This window comes from Neobacillus drentensis (genome assembly GCF_036962125.1).
Classification (GTDB): Bacteria; Bacillota; Bacilli; order Bacillales; family Cytobacillaceae; genus Neobacillus; species Neobacillus drentensis_B.
Map to the genome: position 1 here is coordinate 189,920 of NZ_JBALOA010000004.1, position 23,959 is coordinate 213,878.

At 40.6% G+C, this 23,959-nt stretch carries 21 protein-coding genes and 4 tRNA genes; 2 read left to right on the forward strand and 23 right to left on the reverse strand.

Translation table 11 applies throughout. From position 1 onward, the window contains the following. Positions 1-71: 71 nt before the first annotated feature. The 12 genes from V7121_RS04385 to V7121_RS04440 all read right to left on the reverse strand — a co-directional run bounded on the left by V7121_RS04385 (position 72) and on the right by V7121_RS04440 (position 10,932). Positions 72-1,313, reverse strand: a complete 1,242-nt coding sequence (locus tag V7121_RS04385) for a S1C family serine protease (protein WP_335497312.1) — start codon at positions 1,311-1,313, stop codon at positions 72-74. 271 nt (positions 1,314-1,584) lie between these two features. After that, positions 1,585-2,379 (reverse strand): MBL fold metallo-hydrolase, encoded by a 795-nt coding sequence (locus tag V7121_RS04390; RefSeq protein WP_335497311.1) that lies wholly within the window; start codon positions 2,377-2,379, stop codon positions 1,585-1,587. Between the two features lie 6 nt (positions 2,380-2,385). After that, positions 2,386-3,183 (reverse strand): two-component system regulatory protein YycI, encoded by a 798-nt coding sequence (locus V7121_RS04395; RefSeq protein WP_335497310.1) that lies wholly within the window; start codon positions 3,181-3,183, stop codon positions 2,386-2,388. Continuing rightward, positions 3,170-4,492, reverse strand: a complete 1,323-nt coding sequence (locus tag V7121_RS04400; protein ID WP_335497309.1) for a YycH family regulatory protein — start codon at positions 4,490-4,492, stop codon at positions 3,170-3,172. The genes V7121_RS04395 and V7121_RS04400 overlap by 14 nt, the downstream gene beginning before the upstream one ends. Continuing rightward, positions 4,489-6,318 (reverse strand): cell wall metabolism sensor histidine kinase WalK, encoded by a 1,830-nt coding sequence (walK, locus tag V7121_RS04405; RefSeq protein WP_335497308.1) that lies wholly within the window; start codon positions 6,316-6,318, stop codon positions 4,489-4,491. The genes V7121_RS04400 and walK overlap by 4 nt, the downstream gene beginning before the upstream one ends. A gap of 4 nt (positions 6,319-6,322) precedes the next feature. Beyond that, the gene (gene yycF, locus V7121_RS04410) at positions 6,323-7,033 is read right to left on the reverse strand and encodes a response regulator YycF (protein WP_335497307.1); all 711 of its coding nucleotides are present in this window, start codon (positions 7,031-7,033) and stop codon (positions 6,323-6,325) included. Between the two features lie 221 nt (positions 7,034-7,254). Then, positions 7,255-8,679: a peptidoglycan DD-metalloendopeptidase family protein gene (locus tag V7121_RS04415; protein ID WP_335545853.1), complete on the reverse strand. Its 1,425-nt coding sequence runs from the start codon at positions 8,677-8,679 to the stop codon at positions 7,255-7,257. 382 nt (positions 8,680-9,061) lie between these two features. Continuing rightward, positions 9,062-9,134: transfer RNA gene (locus V7121_RS04420), tRNA-Phe, on the reverse strand. 7 nt (positions 9,135-9,141) lie between these two features. Next, positions 9,142-9,218 (reverse strand) — tRNA-Asp (locus V7121_RS04425). Between the two features lie 65 nt (positions 9,219-9,283). Beyond that, a tRNA-Glu gene (locus V7121_RS04430) sits at positions 9,284-9,355 on the reverse strand. 36 nt (positions 9,356-9,391) lie between these two features. Continuing rightward, positions 9,392-9,467, reverse strand: a tRNA-Lys gene (locus V7121_RS04435). Positions 9,468-9,639: 172 nt separating this feature from the next. Next, positions 9,640-10,932, reverse strand: coding sequence for an adenylosuccinate synthase (locus V7121_RS04440; protein ID WP_335497305.1), 1,293 nt, complete (start codon positions 10,930-10,932; stop codon positions 9,640-9,642). Between the two features lie 273 nt (positions 10,933-11,205). Between V7121_RS04440 and V7121_RS24890 the strand changes: the two genes are divergently transcribed. Beyond that, on the forward strand, positions 11,206-12,054 hold the full coding sequence (locus V7121_RS24890; protein WP_420490699.1) for a nuclease-related domain-containing protein: 849 nt from the start codon (positions 11,206-11,208) through the stop codon (positions 12,052-12,054). A gap of 160 nt (positions 12,055-12,214) precedes the next feature. Here the strand turns inward: V7121_RS24890 and dnaB are convergent, their stop codons facing one another. The 11 genes from dnaB to V7121_RS04495 form a co-directional block, all read right to left on the reverse strand. Next, positions 12,215-13,567, reverse strand: coding sequence for a replicative DNA helicase (dnaB, locus tag V7121_RS04445; RefSeq protein WP_335497302.1), 1,353 nt, complete (start codon positions 13,565-13,567; stop codon positions 12,215-12,217). Between the two features lie 169 nt (positions 13,568-13,736). Next, the gene (gene rplI, locus V7121_RS04450) at positions 13,737-14,186 is read right to left on the reverse strand and encodes a 50S ribosomal protein L9 (protein ID WP_335497301.1); all 450 of its coding nucleotides are present in this window, start codon (positions 14,184-14,186) and stop codon (positions 13,737-13,739) included. Then, the gene (locus V7121_RS04455) at positions 14,183-16,156 is read right to left on the reverse strand and encodes a DHH family phosphoesterase (RefSeq protein ID WP_335497300.1); all 1,974 of its coding nucleotides are present in this window, start codon (positions 16,154-16,156) and stop codon (positions 14,183-14,185) included. The genes rplI and V7121_RS04455 overlap by 4 nt, the downstream gene beginning before the upstream one ends. A 25-nt stretch (positions 16,157-16,181) precedes the next feature. Further along, a complete protein-coding gene (locus V7121_RS04460) occupies positions 16,182-17,126 on the reverse strand; it encodes a YybS family protein (protein ID WP_335497298.1) in 945 nt (314 codons plus the stop codon). Positions 17,127-17,250: 124 nt separating this feature from the next. Beyond that, positions 17,251-17,490 carry a 30S ribosomal protein S18 gene (gene rpsR, locus V7121_RS04465; protein WP_066389897.1) on the reverse strand — a complete coding sequence of 80 codons (240 nt, stop codon included), beginning with the start codon at positions 17,488-17,490 and terminating at the stop codon, positions 17,251-17,253. 52 nt (positions 17,491-17,542) lie between these two features. Beyond that, a complete protein-coding gene (gene ssb, locus V7121_RS04470) occupies positions 17,543-18,064 on the reverse strand; it encodes a single-stranded DNA-binding protein (protein WP_335545856.1) in 522 nt (173 codons plus the stop codon). Between the two features lie 63 nt (positions 18,065-18,127). Then, entirely contained in the window at positions 18,128-18,415 is a 288-nt protein-coding gene (gene rpsF / locus V7121_RS04475) for a 30S ribosomal protein S6 (RefSeq protein ID WP_335497294.1), read from the reverse strand. A gap of 166 nt (positions 18,416-18,581) precedes the next feature. Beyond that, on the reverse strand, positions 18,582-19,682 hold the full coding sequence (gene ychF, locus V7121_RS04480) for a redox-regulated ATPase YchF (RefSeq protein ID WP_335497293.1): 1,101 nt from the start codon (positions 19,680-19,682) through the stop codon (positions 18,582-18,584). 312 nt (positions 19,683-19,994) lie between these two features. After that, a complete protein-coding gene (locus V7121_RS04485; RefSeq protein WP_335545857.1) occupies positions 19,995-21,992 on the reverse strand; it encodes a molybdopterin-dependent oxidoreductase in 1,998 nt (665 codons plus the stop codon). A gap of 82 nt (positions 21,993-22,074) precedes the next feature. Then, on the reverse strand, positions 22,075-22,272 hold the full coding sequence (locus V7121_RS04490) for a DUF951 domain-containing protein (RefSeq protein ID WP_026568062.1): 198 nt from the start codon (positions 22,270-22,272) through the stop codon (positions 22,075-22,077). 13 nt (positions 22,273-22,285) lie between these two features. Then, positions 22,286-23,152: a mechanosensitive ion channel family protein gene (locus V7121_RS04495; protein ID WP_335497288.1), complete on the reverse strand. Its 867-nt coding sequence runs from the start codon at positions 23,150-23,152 to the stop codon at positions 22,286-22,288. Positions 23,153-23,311: 159 nt separating this feature from the next. Here V7121_RS04495 and yyaC point away from each other — a divergent pair, with 159 nt between their 5' ends. Next, a complete protein-coding gene (yyaC, locus tag V7121_RS04500) occupies positions 23,312-23,932 on the forward strand; it encodes a spore protease YyaC (RefSeq protein WP_335497284.1) in 621 nt (206 codons plus the stop codon). Positions 23,933-23,959 lie beyond the last annotated feature (27 nt).

Here is a 23,959-nt window from a genome sequence, read left to right on the forward strand (position 1 = left end):
CAGCACCTTATCCATAATACCACAGAAAAAAACAGGAAGGTGATTTGCTCACCTTCCTGTTTTCTAGAGAATTATTGAGTTTCGCCGCTTAATGTTAAGGTTGTTTGTTTTTGCTTACCGTCACGGTAAAATTTAATCTCCAATTGCTCACCGATTTTCTTTTTCTGATACAAATGCTTCCTAAGATCGATGACGTCATTAATTTTTTCTCCATCCATCTCAACGATTACATCCAACTCTTGTAAGCCTGCTTGTGCTGCAGGAGAGTTAGGAACGACTTGTCGTAAAGCTACCCCATAATTAATATTTCGAGGTAATTTCAACGCTTCTTCTTGGTAGTAGGCAGGAATTTCAGAAACTGATTTTAAATCAACGCCCATATAGGGACGTTTAACTGTTCCAAACTTTTCAAGGTCATCGATGATTGGACGGGCAGAGTTAATTGGAATCGATAAACCAATTCCCTCAACGGCATTTTCGGCAATTTTCATGGAGTTAATCCCAATCAACTGACCTGTAATGTTAATCAAGGCACCGCCACTGTTTCCAGGGTTGATAGCCGCATCTGTTTGCAGAACCTCTGCATTCCAGTCAATTAAACCATCCTGATTAATATCAACAGGAATGGTCCGCTTTAATCCCGAGATAATTCCTTGTGTGACCGAACCGGAGAAGGTTGCACCAAGCGGATTTCCAATTGCGATGACGGGCTCGCCCATTTTTAAGCTATCAGAATCCCCAAATTCAGCAACCTTGCTAATCTTTGCCGCATCAACCTCAAGCACTGCTAAATCCGTCCATACATCACTGCCGAGCAGCTTCGCTGGAATCTTTGAGCCATCGCTAAAGCTTACCTCTAGCTTCGTTGCGCCCTCGACCACATGGTGGTTCGTAACAACATACGCCTTGCCTCCTGCTTTCTTGTAGACAACTCCAGAACCTGTTCCGGCCGCTTCCTCGTCTGAACTTGCTTGTTCATCAGACCAAAAGCTTGTGGACTGGATATTATTAATTCCAACAACCGCATCAGCAGCCTTTTCAACTGCTTTCGTTGTATTTGTATTCACATCATAGGCAACCTGTTTTTGGATAACCTCTTGATTCTGATTATTATTGGTAGTCGATTCTACTGCATTGTTTTGATTTGTCTCAATTTGATAGGGGAGGAACCCTCGATTTGATAAGGCTGGAATAGCAACAATAACTAAAATGGCTCCAAGGATTGCCCCAACAATGCTGGCCAGGAAAACCCCACCTCGATTTCCTTTCTGTTCCCTGAAGCGGTTTTGTGAATGATCATCATAATAACCCACTTTGCACCATTCCTCACTTTCCGAAGAGATTGCTATCGTTTATTTTGGCTTATAATTACAATTATACTCGTCCCACTAAAATTTACTAAATAATAACCTTGTATTCATAAAAACTTACGACTTTGTTCATAGATTTTTAATAAAAGGCTATATTGAACGTGTCTGTTGATTTCCACTCCAGGCACTTCGCTTTCCGCTCCAAACAACAGAGTGCAATAAAAAAAGAATGAAGTTCCCAATTTAAAGGGCTCTTCATTCTTTTACAATTATTTTACACAGCTGTTAAAGCTGTTGGTGTTTTCGGGTCAGTATCATAAAGGCCGAACTGTTCTCCGACAATCAGACCGCGCTCTTCAAGGGTCTGGGACACTGCCATTTTGGCTAAATCCTTCATGTTATTATCCATGCTTAAGTGAGCAAGATAAATTCGTTTTGTCTGGTCACCGATCACTTCACTCATCGCCAATGCGGCGTCCTCATTGGACACATGGCCCACATCACTTAATATCCTTCGTTTAATGTTCCACGGGTACCGGCCCATTCGCAGCATTTGCACATCATGGTTCGATTCAAAAATATAAACATCTGCATTTGAGATGGTCCCTTTCATCCGATCACTCACATAACCTGTATCCGTTATGAGGACGAGCTTTTTTCCTGAATGGTGAAATACGTAGAACATGGGCTCTGCTGCATCATGAGATACCCCAAATGATTCAATGTCAACCGAACCAAAGCTCTTCACAGTTTCCATATTAAAAACAAATTTTTGTTCTGTTGGAATCGCGCCAACGTTGTGCTCCATCGCCCGCCACGTTTTTTCATTCGCATACACGGGCAAATGGTATTTACGGGCTAAAACGCCAATCCCTTTAATATGGTCACTGTGTTCATGGGTCACAAATATTCCGGAAAGCTTACTAATATCACGATCAATTTGCCCAAACAGAGTTTCCATTTGTTTGCCGCTAAACCCCGCATCAACAAGAAACGAATGTTCATCTGACTCCACATAAAGAGCGTTTCCTGTACTCCCGCTTGCTAGAATGCTATAACTTAAAGACATACGATTTCACTCCACTTTACTTTTGTCATCGCTGTTAAATTGTATAATCTGCCCTTCAAAGGCATTCACGAACAAGCTCTCCTTACCATCCACTTCAAAGCGCCAGGTTGGTGCTAATACTTGTGATGCCGCTAGTTGAATGAGCGTCGCATAGCCAAGTTCTATCTTGGTTATTTTGCTCTTTGGCTTCAACATCCCCTTCTGATGTAAGGTTTCAATGGCCTTTAACGGTGCTAGGATCTCTTCCTTCGCTCCCTTATTATCCATCCACTCCAAATAGGTCTGTTCATAGGAAACAATTTGATTATCCCCATCGACCTTAAAAGTTATCATTCCATTAATATTTTTAAACAACGGATAATTTTCTGAGAGTTGGTAATACGTGATGGTTTTATCTTTTTCACTTTTCTCGCCAAACTGATAGTCCTCACCAGAAAGAATATGATCCTTTAAAAACGCGGACAGTTCTGCAGGCTCAAACTTAGCTGTGATTTGTATTGGCTTTTCTAATGTAGCAAAAAGGCTTGTCCCTGTTCTTCTAAGGACGGCTGTCTGACCCTTCAGCTTTGCCAGCTCACTTTTGGTAAAGGTCTTCGGCTTCGCACTTAGATACTGTGCCTTTATAGGATCTTTAGGCAGGTCGACATACTCAATTTCATCTGCCTTCAGTTTTTCCTCAAACGAGGCGGGCGTAATGATTTCATATTTATTTGCATCGCGAATTTTCATGAATTGAAATAAGAGATAAACATCCAAAATTAAGAACGTTAAAATAAAAATGGTTTTAATCTTACTCCAGTCCATGCTGCATACCTCCCAGATCTTCCATGGTTATCTGTCTCCATGAATGATCATAGCGATAGAACCAGGCAGGTTCTAAAACAATCAGCCTATTCTCATCGTTATCCCTTTCCATGCGATACCCTAATACAATATCCTCAAGCAGACTAGATTTAAAGTTCTTTTTGTTTTGTAAAAAATTCAATGCAGCATGTCCTGATGACAGAGTCACCTTTTTCATTTCCGTGGTTAACGGGAGCTCCAAGGAAATATTGGGCCTTGTGTAATTTCTGATTTCATCTCTGCCCCAAACCTCACTTATTTCTGCAAGTCCGTTTCCATTAAAGACCGGGTGGCCGTCCATGCTGTATAAACGAAAAGTGACCGAATGATTCAGTTCATTTTTTTCCACATAGCGATATGGATCTGTCCACCCGCCGTGTTCATTCACAAAATCGATGCTTCGTTTAACTAAATCATATGAACTATTAATAAAATTTTCCTCCACTGTTGGATTGACATAGCGGAGAATATTACTTTCAAAATTTACCGTCATTTTACTAGAAGCATTCGTAAACTCTTCCCCGGATGGGACAAAGCTTTTTTCAACAAAACTAGGATTTGCGAAAAGCGCTTCTTTGAATTCCTCCGAATCAAGAGTCAAAGGCAAATATTTATAGGACGTCATGTCTGTTTCTGTATGTGGTAAGAAAATCGTCCGCTTATTCGAAGCTTCATAGGCGAAATAACGTGGATACTGCGCTGCTTTTTTATAAAAATTACGGTTAAAATTATTTAGATTAGCAGATGAAATGTGACTAATATAGACTTGCTGGTTTTCAGTCGAGACAAAATAGACAATTCCATTTTCCTTCGCTGATTTCCCCATATTAATAATGATTCGATTGAAATTGAATGAAGGAATTTTTTTACCTTCAATGTTTAATACACTGCGATATAACTCAATCGGAACTTCGCTTGGAAAGACAAGTTCAGTATTGCCGCTGCCATGCATTAACTTCTTTAAATCTTTCACTTCATCTGTATATCTTTTGACATCAAAGAAAACCCAGTTGTTTATTTCAGCGCTGACCTTTTCAAGCTCAGATGCATGGTTGGTCCCAAAATGCTGGCCTTTATCATGAAAGAACACTTGGTCAGGGCGAATAATTTTTTGGACCTCTTGTTTTTCACTTAAGGTAACCTCCGCAACTGTATTCCCCTTATCCATCGTTTCATAATTGGGTTGGTAGGTCCAAAGATTCCAAGTTAAAAGGATACTAACCAAGACTAAAAAGGTTAAAATACCTGATTTTATATTTTCGTATCTCATGACCATTCATCCTCTTCAGAACGTTCATAGGGGAGTGAAAAGGAGATTTTCGTTCCCTTTCCTTCCTCACTTGTTGCCCAGATTGCCCCGCCATGAGCATTAACCATTTCTTTTGCGATTGCCAGGCCAAGTCCTGTACCGCCTAATTTTCTGGTTCGTGCTTTGTCGACACGATAAAAACGGTCGAATATTTTTCCAATATTCTCTTTTGGAATCCCCACACCTTGGTCTGAAATACTAACAATAATTTTATCATCCTTTTCTTTAAGCGAAAAAGTGACCTGGCCGCCTTCTGGAGAGTATTTTAAGGCATTGGAAATAATATTGTATAAAACCTGTGTCATCTTATCTTCATCTATCTCAACAAAGATGGCATACTTAGGAAGTTTTCGTTTGAACGTAACATTCTGATTCTTAGACATTTCCAAACGGTCAATAATGCGGTGGAAGAAATCGACGAAATTCACCCACTCAATCGTCAGTTTATAATCGGTACTATCCATTTTTGACAGCTGAAGCAGATCATTTACAAGGCGGATCATTCTTTCTGTTTCTGTCCGCGTTACTTCTAAAAAGTTTGGGGCAATTTCCTCATCCCGCCATGCTCCATCAGCAAGCGCCTCTAGATAGCTTCTCATCGTCGTTAGCGGTGTACGTAGTTCATGTGAAACATTAGCCACAAACTCTCGTCGTTCTGCATCAATTTTCTCCTGATCGGTTATATCATGGAGAACGGCAATTAGGCCATTAACAAATCCTGTCTCTTTTTGAATAACAGAAAAGTTCGCACGGAGAAAATAGCGCTCTTTATTGGTACTATAATCAAGAATAATCGAATCCTTTTCCTCCAATAAATCCTCAAAGGAATTCGTATCATCCAAATCGAGTAACTCAACAATTGGCTGACTCAGCACTGTTTCACGTGAAACATCCAGCATTTCCGCTGCTGGGTCATTTATTAATATAACGCGGCCTTTCCTGTCAGTAGCAATCACGCCGTCAGTCATATAAGACAAAACAGAGGAAAGTTTTCTACGTTCCCCTTCAGTCATGGCCTGTGAATCTTGAAGCTTTTTCGTTAAATTATTAAAGGTAACAGCCAGTGTCCCAAGTTCGTCATTGCCGTACACTTTTACTTTTCTTGAAAAATTCCCCTTGGTCATTGCTATGGCTTGCTTCTTCATATCGGCAATCGGCCTCGTAATGGTTTGAGCTAACAAAATGCCCAAAACCGCTGTAATCGATAAGGCGATGGCCGTACCTGTAGCAAATATCCTATTAATGGTTTTCATTTGTTCAAATACACTCTCAATATTGGCCACTAAATAGATGGCACCAATTACCTTTTTACCAGACATAATCGGTTTTGAGAGTACCCAGATTCGATGGCCCTTTTGTGGATCATCGATGAGGATGGCACTTTGGTCCTCTTCAAGGACCATTGATTGTTTTATACGCAGCTCGGTTGTCCGTTGTCCAACCACTCCCTGATTTGAAGAGGAAGTAGCTATTATTTTCAAAGAACTGCTGTCAATCACCCGAACTTCAGAGATATCACCTGTTGCATCGAAATCTTTAAGAAATTTCTTTATTTCATCCTCAAGCGTTGGATCTTCAGGCGTTCTCTTTTTCTCCATTTCCTCAACAATATTAAAGGCAAGTAAATCAACCCGCTGTTTTATTGACGTTTGGAAGTTGGTCCGTAGTGTTTCTTCCAGCTGTTTGACAAAATAAACACCGATAATTTGCATAGCCACTAATATAAGAAGGACATAGATGATAACGAATTTTACGTGTATAGAGCGAAAGAAACCAACCTTTTTCATTCTGTTACTCCTGTTCAGGATTGCGTAAATAGTACCCTACACCGCGTCTTGTAACAATCCATGTTGGATGGCTTGGGCTGTCCTCTATTTTTTCTCGCAATCTTCGAACGGTTACATCGACTGTCCGCACGTCCCCGTAATAATCATAACCCCAGACCGTTTGCAAGAGATGTTCTCTCGTCATCACTTGACCGATATGCTTAGCTAAATAAAACAATAATTCAAATTCACGGTGTGTCAGCTCAATCGTCTCTCCCCGTTTGGAAACAATGTAGGCATCAGGATGAATGGTAAGCGAGCCAATTTCAATTTCATTCGTTTCATTCTCCGCATCTGGCGGAGTTAGAATCTGTTGGTGACGGCGCAAATTAGCCTTTACTCGTGCAATGAGCTCTCTTGTGCTAAACGGTTTCGTCACATAATCATCTGCACCGAGTTCAAGTCCTAAAACTTTGTCTATTTCAGAATCCTTCGCTGTCAGCATGATAATTGGCATTTCATACTTCTTCCGGACTTCCCGGCAGACTTCCATTCCATCTCGTAACGGAAGCATAATATCTAAAAGGATTAAATCTGGCTGTATTTCTTCAACCAACTGAAGCGCTTCGTTCCCGTCATAGGCACAATAGACAATGTATCCTTCTTTTTTTAAGTTAAACTGGAGAATATCTGCAATTGGCTTTTCATCATCGACTACAAGAATTTTCTTTTCCATACCATCGCTCCTTTTCATTTTATGATTTTATCTATTTAATCAAATATACTAGAAGTCATAACTATACTATTTTACTGTATCATGTTATTCGCATAAATTCACCTATTACCATATGGTAAGAATGGAATTAGCGAAGCAAAAGCCCCAGTTAAAGGATTATGGAATGGGGCTGGACCATCACATTGCAAAAAGAAAAGCCTCTAGTGACTAGAGACTTTCAGCTATCTTAAATAGGATAGCGGATTAACGAGGCTGCCATTTTTATACACTTCAAAATGCAAGTGTACACCTGTAGCATCTCCTGTAGCACCCATTACGCCAATTGCAGTTCCCTTTGAAACAGTCTGGCCTACTCTAACCTTAAGCGATGACATATGTCCATAAAGGGTGCGGTAGCCGTTTTGGTGGTCAATCACAATTTTATTCCCATAACCGCCACCCCAGCCTGCAGAAACGACCACGCCGTTATCAGCTGCCTTAATCGTTCTGTTACTAGGTCTAGCAATATCAATCCCTTTATGCATCCTGCCCCAACGTTGCCCTTGCTTACTGGAAATATATCCGCCTACAGTTGGCCAGGTAAAAGTGCCTTCACCCTGAGAGGAAATTACTTTTGTTCCCTTGATTTCAATGTGATCAACTGGCTCTTCAAGAATGGTTTCATTAACTTCAGTCTTGCTTAAGGTAACACCATTTTGTTCAGAAATCTTATAATTAACAGAACGCGTTCCCGTTTTTCCCTCTTGTTTTACCTTTGTTTTTCCTTTTAACAGTGATTTGTCCTCAATCACTTTATTTTCAAAAGGAATTTCTTCCTTTTTATTTACTTCTTTTTCAACAATCACTTCTATAAATGGCTTGGGAATGGTTAGAATGATTTTCTCGCCAATCTTTAAAAGTGAACCTTTGGATAGACGAGGATTCACCGCTAAGAGCTCCGCTAGTTTCATGTTGTTATCATGGGCGATTAACTCAAGAACATCACCATCTTGAATCACATATTTCTTTTCCTCGAGCGTTCCTTTTTGTAAAAAAGTAAGGGCTTCTTCAATGGACAGAATTTTTTCTGGAACGATATTTTTATTTGAAAATGAAACATTTTCCGACAGTCGTACGTCTAATAAACGAGACTCATTTTCCTTTAATGCGGGTAATGTTGAATTGGTTGAGGCTTTTCGGGCCTTCAGTTCTGCTAGTTGGTCCTCAGGCACGTATTGTTGAATCAGTTTCTTCATGACCTCTTCCGCTGTTGTTTGATTTTCAACATAAACAACTGGTTTACCATCAATCATGATTGCTGCTGCCTCTGTTTGCAGTTGGAAGATGCTTTTGATGGTAGGAACGGTTTCTAGATTATTTTCAGCAGGCGGGAATACTTGGTACGGAATGTCCTGCACTTGCCGCCCAAGATTAAGATTAGAATCATTGACTTTTTCTGCAATAATTTTATTGACTACTGCCTTATCAGTAAAATTGCCAATATATGTACCGTCCAAATATACTTGATAATCTTTTGATGATTTAGATGAATCTGCAAATACGACTGGACCATTACTAAAGGCAATTAGTGACGACGCCATGGTGGTAACTATTGTCGTTTTGAGTATTAGCTTTTTTGTTCGTGAGATCTTATTTAAAAATAACATTTTTCCTCCCTAAACCACGGTATAACCCTCTTAATCTATTAATTTAACTATTTAAGAATTTCCCAGAATTTTTGACCTTCTATACTTTAACATAATTTTTCGTCAATAGATTAATAGTCTCAATAATGTAACAAAAATGTATAAACGCTGACATTTTCCTACCTATTCATGAAATATGTTAGTCGAATCTTCCTGTTTTTCTTTGATTAATACAGGCGAGGAATCCTATTAAATTCAGGTTTGTTGTAGTTCTGTTGGGGGAGGTGTCCATTATTACAATTTTCGACAAGAGCCAAGGATTTGTTGGAGAATAGAGGATGTATATTACAATCAGGTTACAACGGTAAAAAAAGAAGCCTGCATCTGCAAGCTTCCCTTTTTATGGCTCAGGACGGAATCGAACCGCCGACACAAGGATTTTCAGTCCTTTGCTCTACCGACTGAGCTACTGAGCCACTTATATGGCGGTCTGGACGGGACTCGAACCCGCGACCTCCTGCGTGACAGGCAGGCATTCTAACCAACTGAACTACCAGACCAAAATTTAATTGATTGCCAGTAAAAAAACCGTCCTTGCCAGTTTCTTCCCAGCAATCAAAAGCCATGACCCCTACGGGACTCGAACCCGTGTTACCTCCGTGAAAGGGAGGTGTCTTAACCGCTTGACCAAGGGGCCATATATTGAAAGTTATTTTGCTAAGGCAAAAAACTTTGGTGAGCCATGAAGGACTCGAACCTTCGACCCTCTGATTAAAAGTCAGATGCTCTACCAACTGAGCTAATGGCTCGTACTTGTTTTAATCTGTCGTATTGTGACGACGCTTTTTATAATAGCATGGACGAACTACTAATTGCAATACTTTTTTTGAAAGTATTTTAAAAAGAGTTGAAGCCCTCTAAAATGAGGGCTTCATTCATTAAGTAAATTTATTCTCGAACTACAACTAACTGCTTCCGCTTTTATATTTGTCTCCATGGGCTGCGGACTACATTGGTTTGATTCCGATCTGGCCCTACAGAGAACGTTGTCAACGGAATTCCAGTGAGTTGTGTAACACGTTCCACATAATGACGTGCATTTACAGGCAGTTCATCCAGGGTTTTCACTCCGGTAATATCCTCTGTCCAACCTGGAAGCTCTTCATAAACTGGTTCACATTCTGCTAAGATCTTCAAGCTTGCAGGGTATTCAGTAATCAGTTCACCTTTGTAACTGTAAGCTGTACAGATCTTTAATGTCTCAATTCCAGTTAATACGTCAATGGAATTAAGGGACAGGTCTGTTAACCCGCTCACACGGCGAGCATGGCGGACAACGACACTGTCAAACCAGCCGATTCGGCGTGGTCGACCTGTTGTGGTACCATACTCACGGCCGACTTCACGAATCTGACTGCCAACTTCATCATGTAATTCAGTTGGGAAAGGTCCATCACCGACACGAGAGGTGTAAGCCTTACACACACCAACAACATGAGTTATTTTAGAAGGTCCAACCCCAGAACCGATAGTAACGCCACCAGCAACTGGATTAGATGATGTTACGAATGGATAAGTCCCCTGGTCAATATCAAGCATAACACCTTGTGCACCTTCAAAGAGGACGCGTTTCCCATCATCCAATGCATCATTCAGGACAACGGATGTATCACAAACATATTGCTTAATTTGTTGACCGTATTCAAAGTACTCATCAAGAATTTCTTCCTTCGTAAATCCAGTTGTCTCATAAATTCGCTCAAACAGACGGTTTTTTTCCTTTAAGTTACGCTCAAGTTTTTCTTCAAACACATCTCGTTCAAGGAGGTCAGCAATTCGAATCCCAACGCGGGCCGCTTTATCCATATATGCAGGGCCAATCCCTTTTTTCGTTGTGCCAATTTTATTCGCACCCTTACTTTCCTCTTCCACTGCATCTAATTTTAAATGATAAGGAAGAATCACATGGGCACGGTTACTAATCCGTAAATTATCAGTTGTAATGCCTTTTTCATGTAAGTAGGCTAGTTCTGTCACAAGTGCCTTTGGATCAACCACCATACCGTTTCCAATGACACAAATTTTTTCTTTATAAAAAATTCCTGATGGAATTAGGTGCAATTTGTACGTTTCTCCGTTGAATTTTATGGTGTGGCCTGCATTATTTCCCCCTTGATAACGGGCAATTGCCTCGGCATTTTCAGAAAGGAAGTCTGTAATTTTCCCTTTACCTTCATCTCCCCATTGCGTCCCAACAACTACTACTGATGACATATAAGGCACCTCCAAATTAAATACACTTTACTAATTTCCATAGACAAGTTTACCAACTTTCATGGGTAAAAGCAAACAAAACACGAACATTTATATAAAAATATTATATTATGTTCGTAAAATATTAATATATGAATCTATCTTGTGTATTTGGATTTTTTTCCATAAAATAGAATTATAGTTTACTAAAATAATAAAAGGATGTGGAATATGATATTTAAATCTAGAATAGAACCACTGACAATTACCTTGTTAAGATCTTTAAATGCTCGCATGCAGTTATCAGATGAGGACTTTCGTAACTATACAGTGCTAAAAAAGGGGTTTGAAGGAGAGCAAAAGAGTGATAAATGGTTGGAAGGGTTGTCAGAGGGGTGGCTGGTCCTCCATGATTTATTATTGGAGCATAACCATTCAAAATTTCAAATTGATACTTTACTTATATCCCAAGATAAAATTTACCCGTTAGATGTTAAAAATTTTGAAGGGGACTACTATGTTGAAGATGATAAATGGTTGACCTGTACTAAAAGGGAAACCAAGAATCCAGTCCACCAATTGGGACGGTGTGAGCTTTTATTTCGATCTTTGCTCCACGACCTAGGCTATCACTTTCCGCTTGAATCGTATCTCATTTTTATTAACCCCGAATTTCATTTATATATCACCTCAATAAATCCATCGCTTGTTTTTCATTCACAATTGAACCGCTTTTTGAAAAAACTAAACACAAGGCCAGTCAATCTTAATAAAAAACACTACAAATTGGCTGAACAATTAGTTGCTCTTCATATCGTAGAATCCCCTTATCCACATCTACCAAATTACCATTATGAAGGACTGAAAAAGGGACCTCTTTGCCCAAATTGTGACTGCTTTTTTACTGATTGTATGGGTGGGATCTTAGTGTGTGGCAATTGTGGTTGCACGGAGGGAGTGGAGTCTGCAGTTTTACGAAGTGTAACTGAATTGTTGCTACTTTTTCCTGATCAAAAAATTACTACAAAATTAGTTCATGATTGGTGTAGGATTATTAAATCGGAGAAGACTATAAGGAGGATCCTGGGGAGGAACTATAAACTAAATAGGAATGGCCGTTCTTCTTACTATAGTAAATATTGAGCAGTTAAAATTGCCGATTTAGAGGTGATTTTATCATTCGTTACTTTTGACTCTTTTCTTAACTGATAACAGGCACGATTAGCTTCCACTGGCCTGTCCTCCAACCCTTAAACACTGTCAACTAAAATAAAAAAAGCTAGCCAATTAAAAATTGGCTAGCCTATGCCCCCGGAGCATCGTACCGTGTCTCGAGGTTGACGAACTTATTGTATTCTTTTACGAAGGCGAGCGAAACGGTTCCGGTTGGACCATTACGCTGCTTGGCGATAATGATTTCGATGATATTCTTATTCTCTGATTCCTTGTCATAGTAGTCATCACGATACAAGAATGCTACGATGTCGGCATCCTGCTCAATCGAACCTGATTCACGAATATCGGACATCATCGGGCGCTTGTCTTGACGCTGCTCGACACCACGGGAAAGCTGGGAAAGGGCGATTACAGGGACCTTCAGCTCACGCGCTAATTGCTTCAACGACCGTGAGATCTCAGAAACTTCCTGCTGACGGTTCTCACCCGAACGACCGCTTCCTAGGATCAACTGCAAGTAATCTATTAAAATCATGCCTAAGCCGTGCTCTTGCTGGAGACGGCGACATTTGGAACGGATATCACTGATTCTAACCCCTGGCGTATCATCGATGAATATCCCCGAGTTTGAGAGACTTCCCATCGCCATCGTCAATTTGCCCCAGTCATCATCGGTTAAAGAACCCGTACGAAGCCTTTGTGCATCGATGTTTCCTTCCGAACAAAGCATACGCATAACCAGCTGTTCAGCACCCATCTCAAGACTGAAAATCGCGACATTTTCACCCGTTTTAGTTGCTACATTGGCAGCGATATTCAAAGCGAAGGCGGTTTTACCCACGGAAGGACGGGCTCCAACGATAATCAAATCATTTCGCTGGAATCCAGCTGTCATTCGGTCCAGTTCAGCAAATCCAGTGGAAATCCCTGTAATATCGCCGACACGGTTATGCATTTCCTCAATATTGTCATACGTACGAACAAGGACATCTTTAATATTATGGAAAGCTCCAGCATTCTTTCGCTGTGCGACGGCCATAATATTTTTCTCTGCTTCACTTAACAGCGCCTCAACTTCATCCTCGCGGGAATAGCCGTCCGATGCAATGCTCGTTGCTGTGCGTATTAATCTTCTAAGTAATGATTTTTCTTCTACTATTCTCGCATAATACTCAATATTTGCTGCCGTTGGAACAGAAGCGGCCAATTCACCTAAATAACTAACCCCGCCCGTATCTTCAATCAGCTTCGCTGCGGATAACTCCTCTGTTACGGTAACGAGGTCAACCGCTTTACCCTGATCATTGAGCGACAACATGACATTAAATATTTTTTGATGTGAAGCACGATAAAAATCTTCAGGGATTAGAATCTCTGAAGCAAGTACGAGAGAGGATGGCTCTAAGAAAATAGCCCCTAAAACAGCCTGCTCGGCCTCTATATTTTGCGGTGGCATGCGATCTGCATATAAATCATTCATTTATCAAAAAACCTCCTATCATGAAGAGGATGCAATTTATTATTAAAGTTAAAAACTATCATATCCTAAGGATAAAAGAAAAAAGTGACCAGCTAAGACCGATCACATTCGTGTTGATTACTTTTTATATTCTATCATGTTCCAGGGCGAATTCGCACTGGGAAAATTTTTATTTTACTTCAGTCACAGAAACGGTTAGCGTTGCGACCACCTCGTGATGGAGTTTAACTGGAACCTTGGTGTGGCCAAGCGTGCGAATCGCATCGGTTAATTCCATTTTTCGCTTATCAATTTTGATACCATGTTTCTTTTGTAATTCTTCCGCAATTTGCTTGGTCGTAATTGAGCCAAATAAGCGGCCGCCTTCACCAGCTTTAGCGGCAAGCTCAACTGTAATTTGATCCAAAGCTTCTTTTAATTTTTTTGCCTCTGCTAATTCTTCCTCAGCTTGCTTGGCTTCTTTTTTCTTTTGGGCATCAAGCGTACTGATATTCGCGTTATTTGCTTCCTTTGCTAACCCTTGTTTTAATAAAAAATTATGAGCATAGCCATCAGCTACATTCTTCACTTCGCCCTTTTTTCCTTTACCCTTTACGTCTTTTAAAAAAATTACTTTCATTCTTTTTTCACTCCTTCAAAATATTCATCAATCGCTAGCTTTAATTTACCTTCTGTCTCTGTTATGGATAGTCCCGTTAGTTGTGTAGCTGCGTTTGTGAGGTGCCCACCGCCTTTTAGGCTTTCCATAATGACCTGGACATTGATGTTTCCAAGCGACCTTGCACTGATACCAATGACCCCTTCGCCGCGCGCTGAAATGACAAAGGAGGCTGTCACTCCATCCATTGTTAGCAAGGTATCTGCTGCCTGGGCAATAATCACTTGATCATTAAAGTCGTTTTCTGTTCCTTTTGCAATCGCAATTCCATCACGGTAAAAAGTAACAGATTCAATTAACTTGGACCTCTTTATATATGTATCCACATCTTCCTTCAAAAACTTTTGAACGAGGATGGTATCTGCTCCATGTGCTCTTAAATAGGAGGCTGCATCAAACGTCCTTGAGCCTGTTCGTAACGTAAAGCTTTTTGTATCAACGATGATCCCCGCTAACAGGGCAGTAGCTTCAATCATTTCAATTTTACCCCGTTTGGGCTGATATTCAAGAAATTCTGTTACCAGCTCTGAGGTTGACGAAGCATAGGGCTCCATATAGACAAGTAATGGATTGGCGATAAAATCTTCACCGCGGCGATGATGATCAATGACAACCTTATGCTCAATTTTATTGAGCAGCCGCTCTTCAATAACCATCGACGGTTTATGCGTATCAACGACTACAAGCAAGGTCTTATCACTAGCGATTTCAAGCGCCTCATCCGGCCCAATAAAATGGGCAAACAAATGCTCTTGCTGGCGAATTTCTGCCATTAGCCGTTTAACCCCATTATCCACTTCCTGCATGTTGACGACGATATAGGCATCCTTTTGATTCATTTGCGCCACTTTATAGATTCCAATACTGGCACCAATTGAGTCCATGTCAGGGCCTTTATGCCCCATGATGATAACTTTATCACTGGCCATAATTAAATCGCGAAGGGCATGTGAAATCACTCGTGCTCTCACTCTTGTACGCTTTTCAATCGGATTGGTTTTGCCGCCATAAAACTTCACCTTGCCGCTTGGCAACTTAATGGCCACCTGGTCACCGCCTCGTCCCAAGGCAAGGTCTAAGCTTGATTGGGCTAACACTCCCAATTCCGGCAGGGAAGTTACCCCCGTTCCAACACCAATACTTAAGGTAAACGATACATTTTGTTTGGAAGTCATTTCTCTAACTTCGTCAAGAATTGTAAATTTACCTTTTTCCAGCTTTTGAAGAATTTCTTCACTAAACACACCAATAAACCGTTCTGAGTTAATTCTTTTTAAAAAGATGCCATTATCCTGTGCCCACTTATTTAGGATGGATGTCACCATATTATTGACGCTGCCTCGCATTTGGTCATCCATACCCTGGGTTAAGTCATCATAATTATCTAAAAAGATGATTGAAATAACCGTCCGGTCATTTTGGTACATCTTCTCGATTTCTTTTTGTTCAGTAACATCAAAAAAGTAGATAAGCCGTTCCTCACGTTTATGGATGACACGAAATTTTCGTTCATGCAGTGTAATAATCTCGGTTTCTACTTCCTGTTTAATTAACGGTATCAGGGTATCTGCCACATCATAAAGCGATCTGCCGACTAAGGTATCCTCATCAAAACAGGAAGCAAGAAATGGATTTGTCCACTCAATATAATATTCATCATTAATGAGCATTATCCCGATAGGCATTTCCATCAGCGCTTCTTCGCCGACTCGTTTAACCCGGTAGGAGAGGGTTGAGATATACTCCTCCATTTCCTTTCTTTGGCGGCGATCGACGACAAACATGAAGTAAATGGGGAAAATCATTAATAACAGCCCTGCTACACTTAATATCCAGTTATATAAATACAGGATAATGAGCAGTACCACCGTGACAGCTATTAACCCATAAAAAGGGTAGCGAATGGTCCGCTTTTCTAAAAATGCAGGCAAAATTTTCAGCTCCTAGTCGTGAATCTTACTCTTTCTTTTCAAATTGCTTTCGAAAGTTAAAGCCTAAATCTGTAATGCCTAATAACATTATTATATAACGGACCAATGGAATCATGAAAGTAAGAATTACAACAAACACGCCAAGTCCCTTTGCAACAGACCTTTGATGAAAAAGAAAAAACAAAAGCGCAACTCCCTGCACGAGGATCATTGTCTCTACTACTGACCTAGCATTGATTAAGACAGAATAGATGTAGGTACCCTCTTGAGGATGAAATAGGAGCATCGCCCCTAAGGCAATTAAGTAATACCATAAAAGACTTTTAGGAAGGGCAAGATTACGAAAATGCCCCCATGGCTCCACGTTTACTCCAAACCTTTTGGCGATAGGGAAACAAAGCCACTGAATTAAAAAGGTAAAAGCTATAGAAGAAAAGATAAGGCCACTTGGTGCAAGTGTTTTAATTTGCTTTAGCATCAAGCTATTTTGCTCTTTTATCTTTTCAATTTGGTCTGCTCTTCCCATTGCTTTCAGCATTTCCTCAGAGTTTTTAACTGATTCATTTAATGCCTTTGTTAGTTCATGGATGATATCCATTTTCATAAAGCCGACTACGAACGCATACATAATTACTAGTCCGGCCAAAAGGGTAAGCGAGCTGGCAATCAAAATAAACGTCCGACTCTTGCCTTTTTGGAGCAAATAACCAATCACCACTCCTGCAAATCCGTAAAGAAGCATCATCCCTAAGCCCATTAATGAACCGGCAATAAATGAAATAAAGGTTGCCGCCACAACGAATGCAACAATTAGTTTCAAGTTATTTTTATAAGAAAAGATAATAAATGGGAGCGGTATGACTAGGACTAAAATTACCCCTAAGGGCGGAACACTTATGGTTATTAATAGCAGTGCAGCAAAAGCTGCCAAGAGGACAGCTCCCTCTGTTAACTTGCGTACATCGATCACACTTTCACCCCTATATATTACAAAACTAATCTTTATTTTACCCGAGATAATTGGTTCAAGACAAGTTTATGAGGATAATAAAAAGGCAGCAAGGAGAACCCTTACTGCCTTTTACATCTATTTCTTATTCACCTGCAACAAATGGAAGTAATGCCATTTGACGTGAACGTTTGATTGCAACTGTTAATTTACGTTGGTATTTAGCGCTAGTACCAGTTACACGACGTGGTAAAATCTTTCCACGTTCAGAGATAAATTTCTTAAGTAGATCTACATCTTTATAGTCGATTTTAGTGATACCATTTGCTGTGAAATAGCACACTTTACGACGTTTTGCGCGACCGCCTTTACGTCCTCCTGCCATGAAAATTCCCTCCTTTTTCTTTATTAAAAGTTATCGTTCAATTAAGGTTAAGTTAGAATGGAAGGTCGTCGTCGGAAATATCAATTTGACCATTACCAGCAAACGGATCTTCATCCATTCTTGTGTAACCTTTATTCGCGTTTTGATTTTGACGTTGATTCTGATTGCCGCCGCCATAAGAACCAACTTGTGGTTCCCTCGGAGGAGCACCGAATTGGTCGTAGTCGCTTCTTCCGCCACCGCCACCAGATGCGTTTCTAGGTTCTAAGAACTGAACACTTTCAGCTTGTACCTCGGTAACATAGACACGTTTACCATCTTGTCCTTCATAGTTGCGGGTTTGAATTCGGCCATCCACACCTGCAAGGCTGCCTTTTTTCAAGAAGTTAGCCACATTTTCAGCAGGTTTACGCCAAATAACACAGTTAATAAAGTCTGCTTCACGTTCACCTTGCTGATTAGAAAATGTACGGTTAACTGCTAAAGTAAAAGTAGCAACAGGGACCCCATTTGGTGTATAACGCAAATCAGGATCTTTTGTTAAACGGCCAACAAGTACGACACGATTCATCATCAGAATCAACTCCTTTTTATTTGGAAAAATGTTCCACGTGAAACATTTCTACCAAGATCTATATTAAGCGTCTTCTCTAATTACTAAGTGGCGAATGATATCTTCGCTGATTTTTGCAAGACGAGAAAATTCTTGTACTGCAGCAGCTGAAGATGTTGTTTTAGTGATTTCGTAGTATCCGTCGCGGAAATCGTTGATTTCGTATGCTAAACGACGCTTACCCCAATCCTTTGTTTCAGCAGTTTCCGCTCCGTTTTCAAGAAGAATAGAATTAAAACGCTCAACAAGAGCCTTTTTCGCTTCATCTTCAATATTTGGGCGGATGATGTACATGATTTCGTACTTATTCATCACAGTCACCTCCTTTTGGTCTAAACGGCCCATATGGGCAAGGAGCAATTATTAATTACTCACAAGTTGAAATTATAGCATACAAATAATACAAATGCAATGTCCTTCACAGGAATGAGTTATTCTTAATAAAAATAGCTCTGCAAAATATGCAGAGCTAGTAATTTTAGACGTTAAAGCGGAAGTGGATGACGTCGCCGTCTTTTACTTCGTATTCTTTTCCTTCTAGTCGAACTTTACCGGCTTCTTTTGCTGCGGTATGGCTGCCGGCAGCTAATAGGTCATCATAAGAAACAATTTCTGCACGGATAAAGCCTCGTTCAAAATCCGAGTGAATAATTCCGGCACATTGAGGGGCCTTCATTCCTTTTCTGAATGTCCAAGCGCGAACCTCTTGAACACCTGCTGTAAAATAAGTTGCTAGGCCCAGCAAATGATAAGCAGCACGAATTAATTGGTCAAGACCGGATTCTTCAATTCCTAATTCCGATAAGAACATTTGCTTTTCTTCGCCTTCAAGTTCAGCAATTTCTTCTTCAATTTTCGCACAAATCACGATAACTTCAGCGTTATCAGCCGCAGCAAATTCACGGACCTTTTGAACATATTCATTATCTGATGGGTCAGCAATATCATCTTCACTTACGTTGGCTACATAAAGGACCGGCTTGATTGTTAAAAGATGCATGCCTTTAACTAGTTTCATTTGTTCGTCCGTAAAATCAACTGTACGGGCAGGTTTTTCTGCTTCAAAGGCATCACGCAGCATGGCAAGAACTTCGAACTCAGCCGCTGCTTCTTTATCTTTTTGCTTCGCTAATTTCTCCACTCGATTAATTCGTTTTTCCACGGATTCCATGTCAGCAAGTATTAACTCTAAGTTAATGACTTCAATATCATCAATTGGATCAACTTTTCCTGAAACGTGAGTAATGTTTTCATCTGCAAAGCAGCGGACTACTTGGCAAATAGCATCTACTTGGCGAATATGTGAAAGGAACTTATTACCGAGACCTTCCCCTTTACTTGCACCTTTGACGATTCCGGCAATGTCGGTAAATTCAAATGCAGTTGGAACGGTCTTTTTTGGCTGGACCAGTTCGGTTAATTTTTGGAGACGGTGGTCAGGAACTTCAACAATTCCAACGTTTGGGTCAATCGTACAGAAAGGGTAATTAGCTGATTCTGCCCCTGCCTGGGTAATTGCGTTAAATAATGTAGACTTACCAACGTTCGGCAATCCTACAATACCAGCTGTTAATGCCATTTATTTCACTCCTCAAAAAATAAGATCTATTTTAATCAATGGCTCCGTTAAAATTGGCCTGTTGATTTCCGCTCCAGGCACTTGACTTTCCGCGGGCGGTACGGGGAGCCTCCTCGTCGCTGCGCTCCTGCGGGGTCTCCCCTGCACCGTCCTCCCGCAGGAGTCTTCGTGCCTTCCACTCCAATCAACAGGGTGCCAAAAAAACAATAAGCTTTAACATAGCCTATAATTAGTTACAATAATAATAAGACAAGTCTTTCACAATTATAGAGATTTATATAAAAAAAGACAACTGCCGTATGAACACGGCAGTTAGTTAATTTTTTCGATATTGACTAAACAATCGTACAATGTGCTGCCGAGACCATTATCAGATGGATTACTAGAAGTCAGGTTATTCACCGACCCGCCAAACTGCTTCCACATTCCTTCATCGATATTAATCGTGTTCGGATGGGCTTTGGTTAAAATAGCAAGATAACCATTTACTTCACCGCGGTCATTCCATACTCGGACCAAGTCATTCTTTGACAAACCAAGGTCGTCCGCAATATTTTGTGCTACTTCAACTTTCAACTTCAATTTTCCACCTAGGAGATGATAGTTTTGTGAGTGATTTGAACGCATCGGATGAATCGTCAGCAGACTATAAGGATATTTTTCAGCGAGATGAGGGTTTCTCCACTTAGACTCTTCCGGTGCTGCAAGGGTTAACCGCTCCTGTCCAAATCGTGCCGTAAATTCATATTTTCCGCTTGGAGTCGTAAACTTCCCATCCTGCCATGGGACAGCTTTGACCGGCAATTCCAAGGTATGTCTTTCCATTAATATTTCAAGGGATATTCCCTTTCTTTCCAATTCTTGAAAAGCCATCTCAAGGAATTGTTTCCTTGTAAAATCAAAAGCGGCACCAAAACCAAGGCGCTTGGCTAATTCCGTCCAAATCCATAAGTCAGGTTTTGCTTCTCCAGGTGCGGATATCAACTTTGGACCATAATTCACATAATGATGATACATTGACGAATAGTAAATATCTTCTTCCTCAAAAGCAGTGGTCGTTGGTAACACATAATCGGCTAGTCTGGCCGTATCCGTCATGAATTGGTCAATTACCACCAGTGTCTCTATTGAAGAGAATGCCCTTTCAACCACATGGGTGTCAGGTACCTGTGTCAGTGGATTTCCGCAGGTCACGACAATCATTTTTATGTCGGGATCTTTAGCAGTTAACACAGATTCAGCTTGCTTCATAATGGAAAATTGGCGGTGCCTTTGCTTGAACTGTGGAAGGGTTAGCTCGTCAAACACAAAGCTTTGTCCTACTTGTAGATTTGCATAATTGGCGCCGCCACCGGCGATACCGATATTTCCGCTGATTGCGACAAGGGCATCAATCATTCGAATCGTATTGCCGCCATTTTGGTAACGCTGCAAGCCAAGGCCCATAAAGGTTGCAGTCGGTTTTTCTGCAAAAACTTCCGCTAAATGAGTCATCACTTCACACGGTACCTCGGCCATCTCACTTATTTCTTTTAATGAAATGCTGCCAACAAGCCAGGCGATTTCTTCAAAGCCCACGGTCAATTGTTCAATAAACGACCGGTCCTCTAACCCTAAACGAAGCATCTCTTTGATAATTCCCGCTGCTAAAAATCCATCCATTCCAGGTTTTATCGAGATAAATTGATCAGCAATTTTTGCTGTCGCATTAAAGATTGGATCAATGACAAACAGTTTCGCACCGCGTTTTTTGGCCTCTATGAGCTTTTCATAAAAGTGCATGTTGGTCCGGGCGACATTCCGTCCCCAGATAATAATGTTTTTGCTGTTATAGACATCATCTGGTTCATGACTGTACGCATCGCCAAAATCCCACTTTTGTGCTTCGATCCCGGCACCCCAGCAGAGAGACCCGTATAATTCGGTAACACCACCATAGCAATTAAAAAAACGTTGGTCGAGGTTTTTCAACAAGCCATTGTTGGCATAGTCGTGACTGTGTAAAACAGCCTTTGTGCCGTAAACTGTTTTTATTTCTTTGAGCTTTTCAGCAAGCTCATTCAGTGCCTGTTCCCAAGGAATTTGCTCGAACTTACCGTTGATTTTTTTTAATGGATGTAGCAACCGCTGCAAGGAATTTGTTCTTGTTTCAAGCATCCGGCCCCGTCCGCAAATTTTTCCTTGGGTGATTGGATGGGAGGGATCTCCTTCAACTTTTGTGACGCGATCATTTTCGACTGTTACATGAAGTCCGCAGCTATCCCAGCAATTTAGTGGACATGCTGCTTGACGGATTTGTGGCTGTGCCAATATTCCCACCCCTTATATACAAAACTCTATTTCTACTTTTCTTATAAGAATAATATAGTTTGTCAGAAAAAAGAAGCATGAACTATTCCTCATGCTTCACCAATATTTTCTTCATTTTTCTAGAAAATTCTCTTCTCGGGATGAGAACACTATGTCCACAGCCCTCACATTTGATGCGAACATCCATCCCCATGCGGATTACTTTCCAGCGGTTGGTTCCGCAGGGATGCTGTTTCTTCATCTCCACTACATCATTTAAAGCAAATTCCTTTTCTTCCATGCCATTCCACCCCTTATTTAGGTTGTCCAGAACCATACATGACCACTTTTGGATCAGGAGCCTTGATGCCATTTTCGTCTAACTGGAGCTTAATATCTCTGCGAATCATGCGCGAAACACCGGCCTGCTTCATAGGTTGTGTTTCGGCAACAACCCGTAAAACAATCTCCGTCGCACCCATTGTTTGAATTCCTAATAACTCAGGGGGTTTCACAAGCTCTTCATATTGAGCAGGCATAAACTGAATCGCCTCTTCAATAACCTTTTCTGCCCTTGCAATGTCTTCTCCGTAGGCAATCGCAATGTCAACAACGGCGATACTATTATTAATGGAGAAGTTGGTTACTTCAATAATACTCCCATTTGGTAAGATATGCAGTTCCCCAGTCCAACTTTTAATTTTTGTTGTTCTTAACCCTATGGTTTCGACATTTCCCTCGTATTGTCCGATGCGAACATGGTCTCCAACGGAAAACTGGTCTTCAAAAATGATAAAAAATCCGCTAATCACATCTTTGACTAAACTTTGTGCTCCAAAACCAACAGCTAGCCCCACAACCCCAGCTCCGGCAATTAATGCCTTTACATCAATGCCCAACACAGAAAGAATCATCATAAAAGCAATAAAATAAACCACATAGGAAAGGACATTATCAAGCAGCCTGGAGAGTGTTTCCTCACGCCGATCGGATGTATTAAGCGGAGAGAGGTTTCTAATTTTAAAGATGTTATGAATCATCAGTTTTCCAATTCGAATTAAAATATTGGTTATCACTAAGATCGCAATAATTTTTAGAAGCCCTTCACCTAGATTTAACCACGTATCTTCATTTTGATATTTTTCAATTAAACTTTGCATTCCCTTTTGAGTGAAACTCATTTAGACACCATCCTCTAAAGCCATTTTGCCAATTCTATTTTAACAATTATTCTTCACAGTTAATAGCATAATGAATTTTCCTTTTTCTACCCATCCATGTATAGATTTACTGAAAATTCCGTATAATAGTAAGACTATTTACGGTTAGGGAGTGACTTAATGAATCTGAAGACGAGTTTTTTTGACAGGAGGGCTAAGACACGCATCAGTCACGATGACTTGAATGCTGCAGATAATCTCGCTGAAGAACTACTTGCTGCGATTCCCACTGTGACCAGCCGCCCCATTGTCTTTGTTTGTATTGGTACAGACCGCTCAACGGGAGATTCATTAGGGCCACTTGTTGGGACATTACTGGAAGAAAAGGGCATGCAAACCTTCTATGTATATGGAACTTTAGATGATCCGATTCATGCAGTTAATCTTGCTGAAAAGTTAAAGGAAATCCAAGTAAAACATGGGAATCCCTATATGATTGGTATCGATGCCTGCTTGGGAAGGGTTAAAAATGTTGGTGTTATTCAAGTGGGCAATGGTCCAGTGAAACCCGGAGCAGGCGTAAACAAGGAACTGCCTGCAGTCGGTGATATACATATCACCGGCATCGTCAATGTGAGCGGATTTATGGAATTTTTTGTTCTGCAAAACACTCGCTTAAATCTTGTCATGAGAATGGCCAAAACAATTGCGAATGGAATTTATCTGGCAAGCCTGCAATACCATAAGCAAAGTTGGCTGGAGTTAAACTTAAAATGGATGGAAGAAGAGAATGCAAACTAGAAAAGCGTAAGCGCCCTGGTCAGCGGC

What these genes read in the sequence shown, in the direction of transcription:
- V7121_RS04390 (WP_335497311.1), bottom strand. Translation starts at nt 2,379, where the DNA reads ATGTCTTTAAGTTATAGCATTCTAGCAAGCGGGAGTACAGGAAACGCT.
- V7121_RS04395 (WP_335497310.1), bottom strand. Translation starts at nt 3,183, where the DNA reads ATGGACTGGAGTAAGATTAAAACCATTTTTATTTTAACGTTCTTAATT.
- V7121_RS04400 (WP_335497309.1), bottom strand. Translation starts at nt 4,492, where the DNA reads ATGAGATACGAAAATATAAAATCAGGTATTTTAACCTTTTTAGTCTTG.
- walK (WP_335497308.1), bottom strand. Translation starts at nt 6,318, where the DNA reads ATGAAAAAGGTTGGTTTCTTTCGCTCTATACACGTAAAATTCGTTATC.
- yycF (WP_335497307.1), bottom strand. Translation starts at nt 7,033, where the DNA reads ATGGAAAAGAAAATTCTTGTAGTCGATGATGAAAAGCCAATTGCAGAT.
- V7121_RS04415 (WP_335545853.1), bottom strand. Translation starts at nt 8,679, where the DNA reads ATGTTATTTTTAAATAAGATCTCACGAACAAAAAAGCTAATACTCAAA.
- V7121_RS04440 (WP_335497305.1), bottom strand. Translation starts at nt 10,932, where the DNA reads ATGTCATCAGTAGTAGTTGTTGGGACGCAATGGGGAGATGAAGGTAAA.
- V7121_RS24890 (WP_420490699.1), top strand. Translation starts at nt 11,206, where the DNA reads ATGCAGTTATCAGATGAGGACTTTCGTAACTATACAGTGCTAAAAAAG.
- dnaB (WP_335497302.1), bottom strand. Translation starts at nt 13,567, where the DNA reads ATGAATGATTTATATGCAGATCGCATGCCACCGCAAAATATAGAGGCC.
- rplI (WP_335497301.1), bottom strand. Translation starts at nt 14,186, where the DNA reads ATGAAAGTAATTTTTTTAAAAGACGTAAAGGGTAAAGGAAAAAAGGGC.
- rpsR (WP_066389897.1), bottom strand. Translation starts at nt 17,490, where the DNA reads ATGGCAGGAGGACGTAAAGGCGGTCGCGCAAAACGTCGTAAAGTGTGC.
- ssb (WP_335545856.1), bottom strand. Translation starts at nt 18,064, where the DNA reads ATGATGAATCGTGTCGTACTTGTTGGCCGTTTAACAAAAGATCCTGAT.
- rpsF (WP_335497294.1), bottom strand. Translation starts at nt 18,415, where the DNA reads ATGAATAAGTACGAAATCATGTACATCATCCGCCCAAATATTGAAGAT.
- ychF (WP_335497293.1), bottom strand. Translation starts at nt 19,682, where the DNA reads ATGGCATTAACAGCTGGTATTGTAGGATTGCCGAACGTTGGTAAGTCT.
- V7121_RS04490 (WP_026568062.1), bottom strand. Translation starts at nt 22,272, where the DNA reads ATGGAAGAAAAGGAATTTGCTTTAAATGATGTAGTGGAGATGAAGAAA.
- V7121_RS04495 (WP_335497288.1), bottom strand. Translation starts at nt 23,152, where the DNA reads ATGAGTTTCACTCAAAAGGGAATGCAAAGTTTAATTGAAAAATATCAA.
- yyaC (WP_335497284.1), top strand. Translation starts at nt 23,312, where the DNA reads ATGAATCTGAAGACGAGTTTTTTTGACAGGAGGGCTAAGACACGCATC.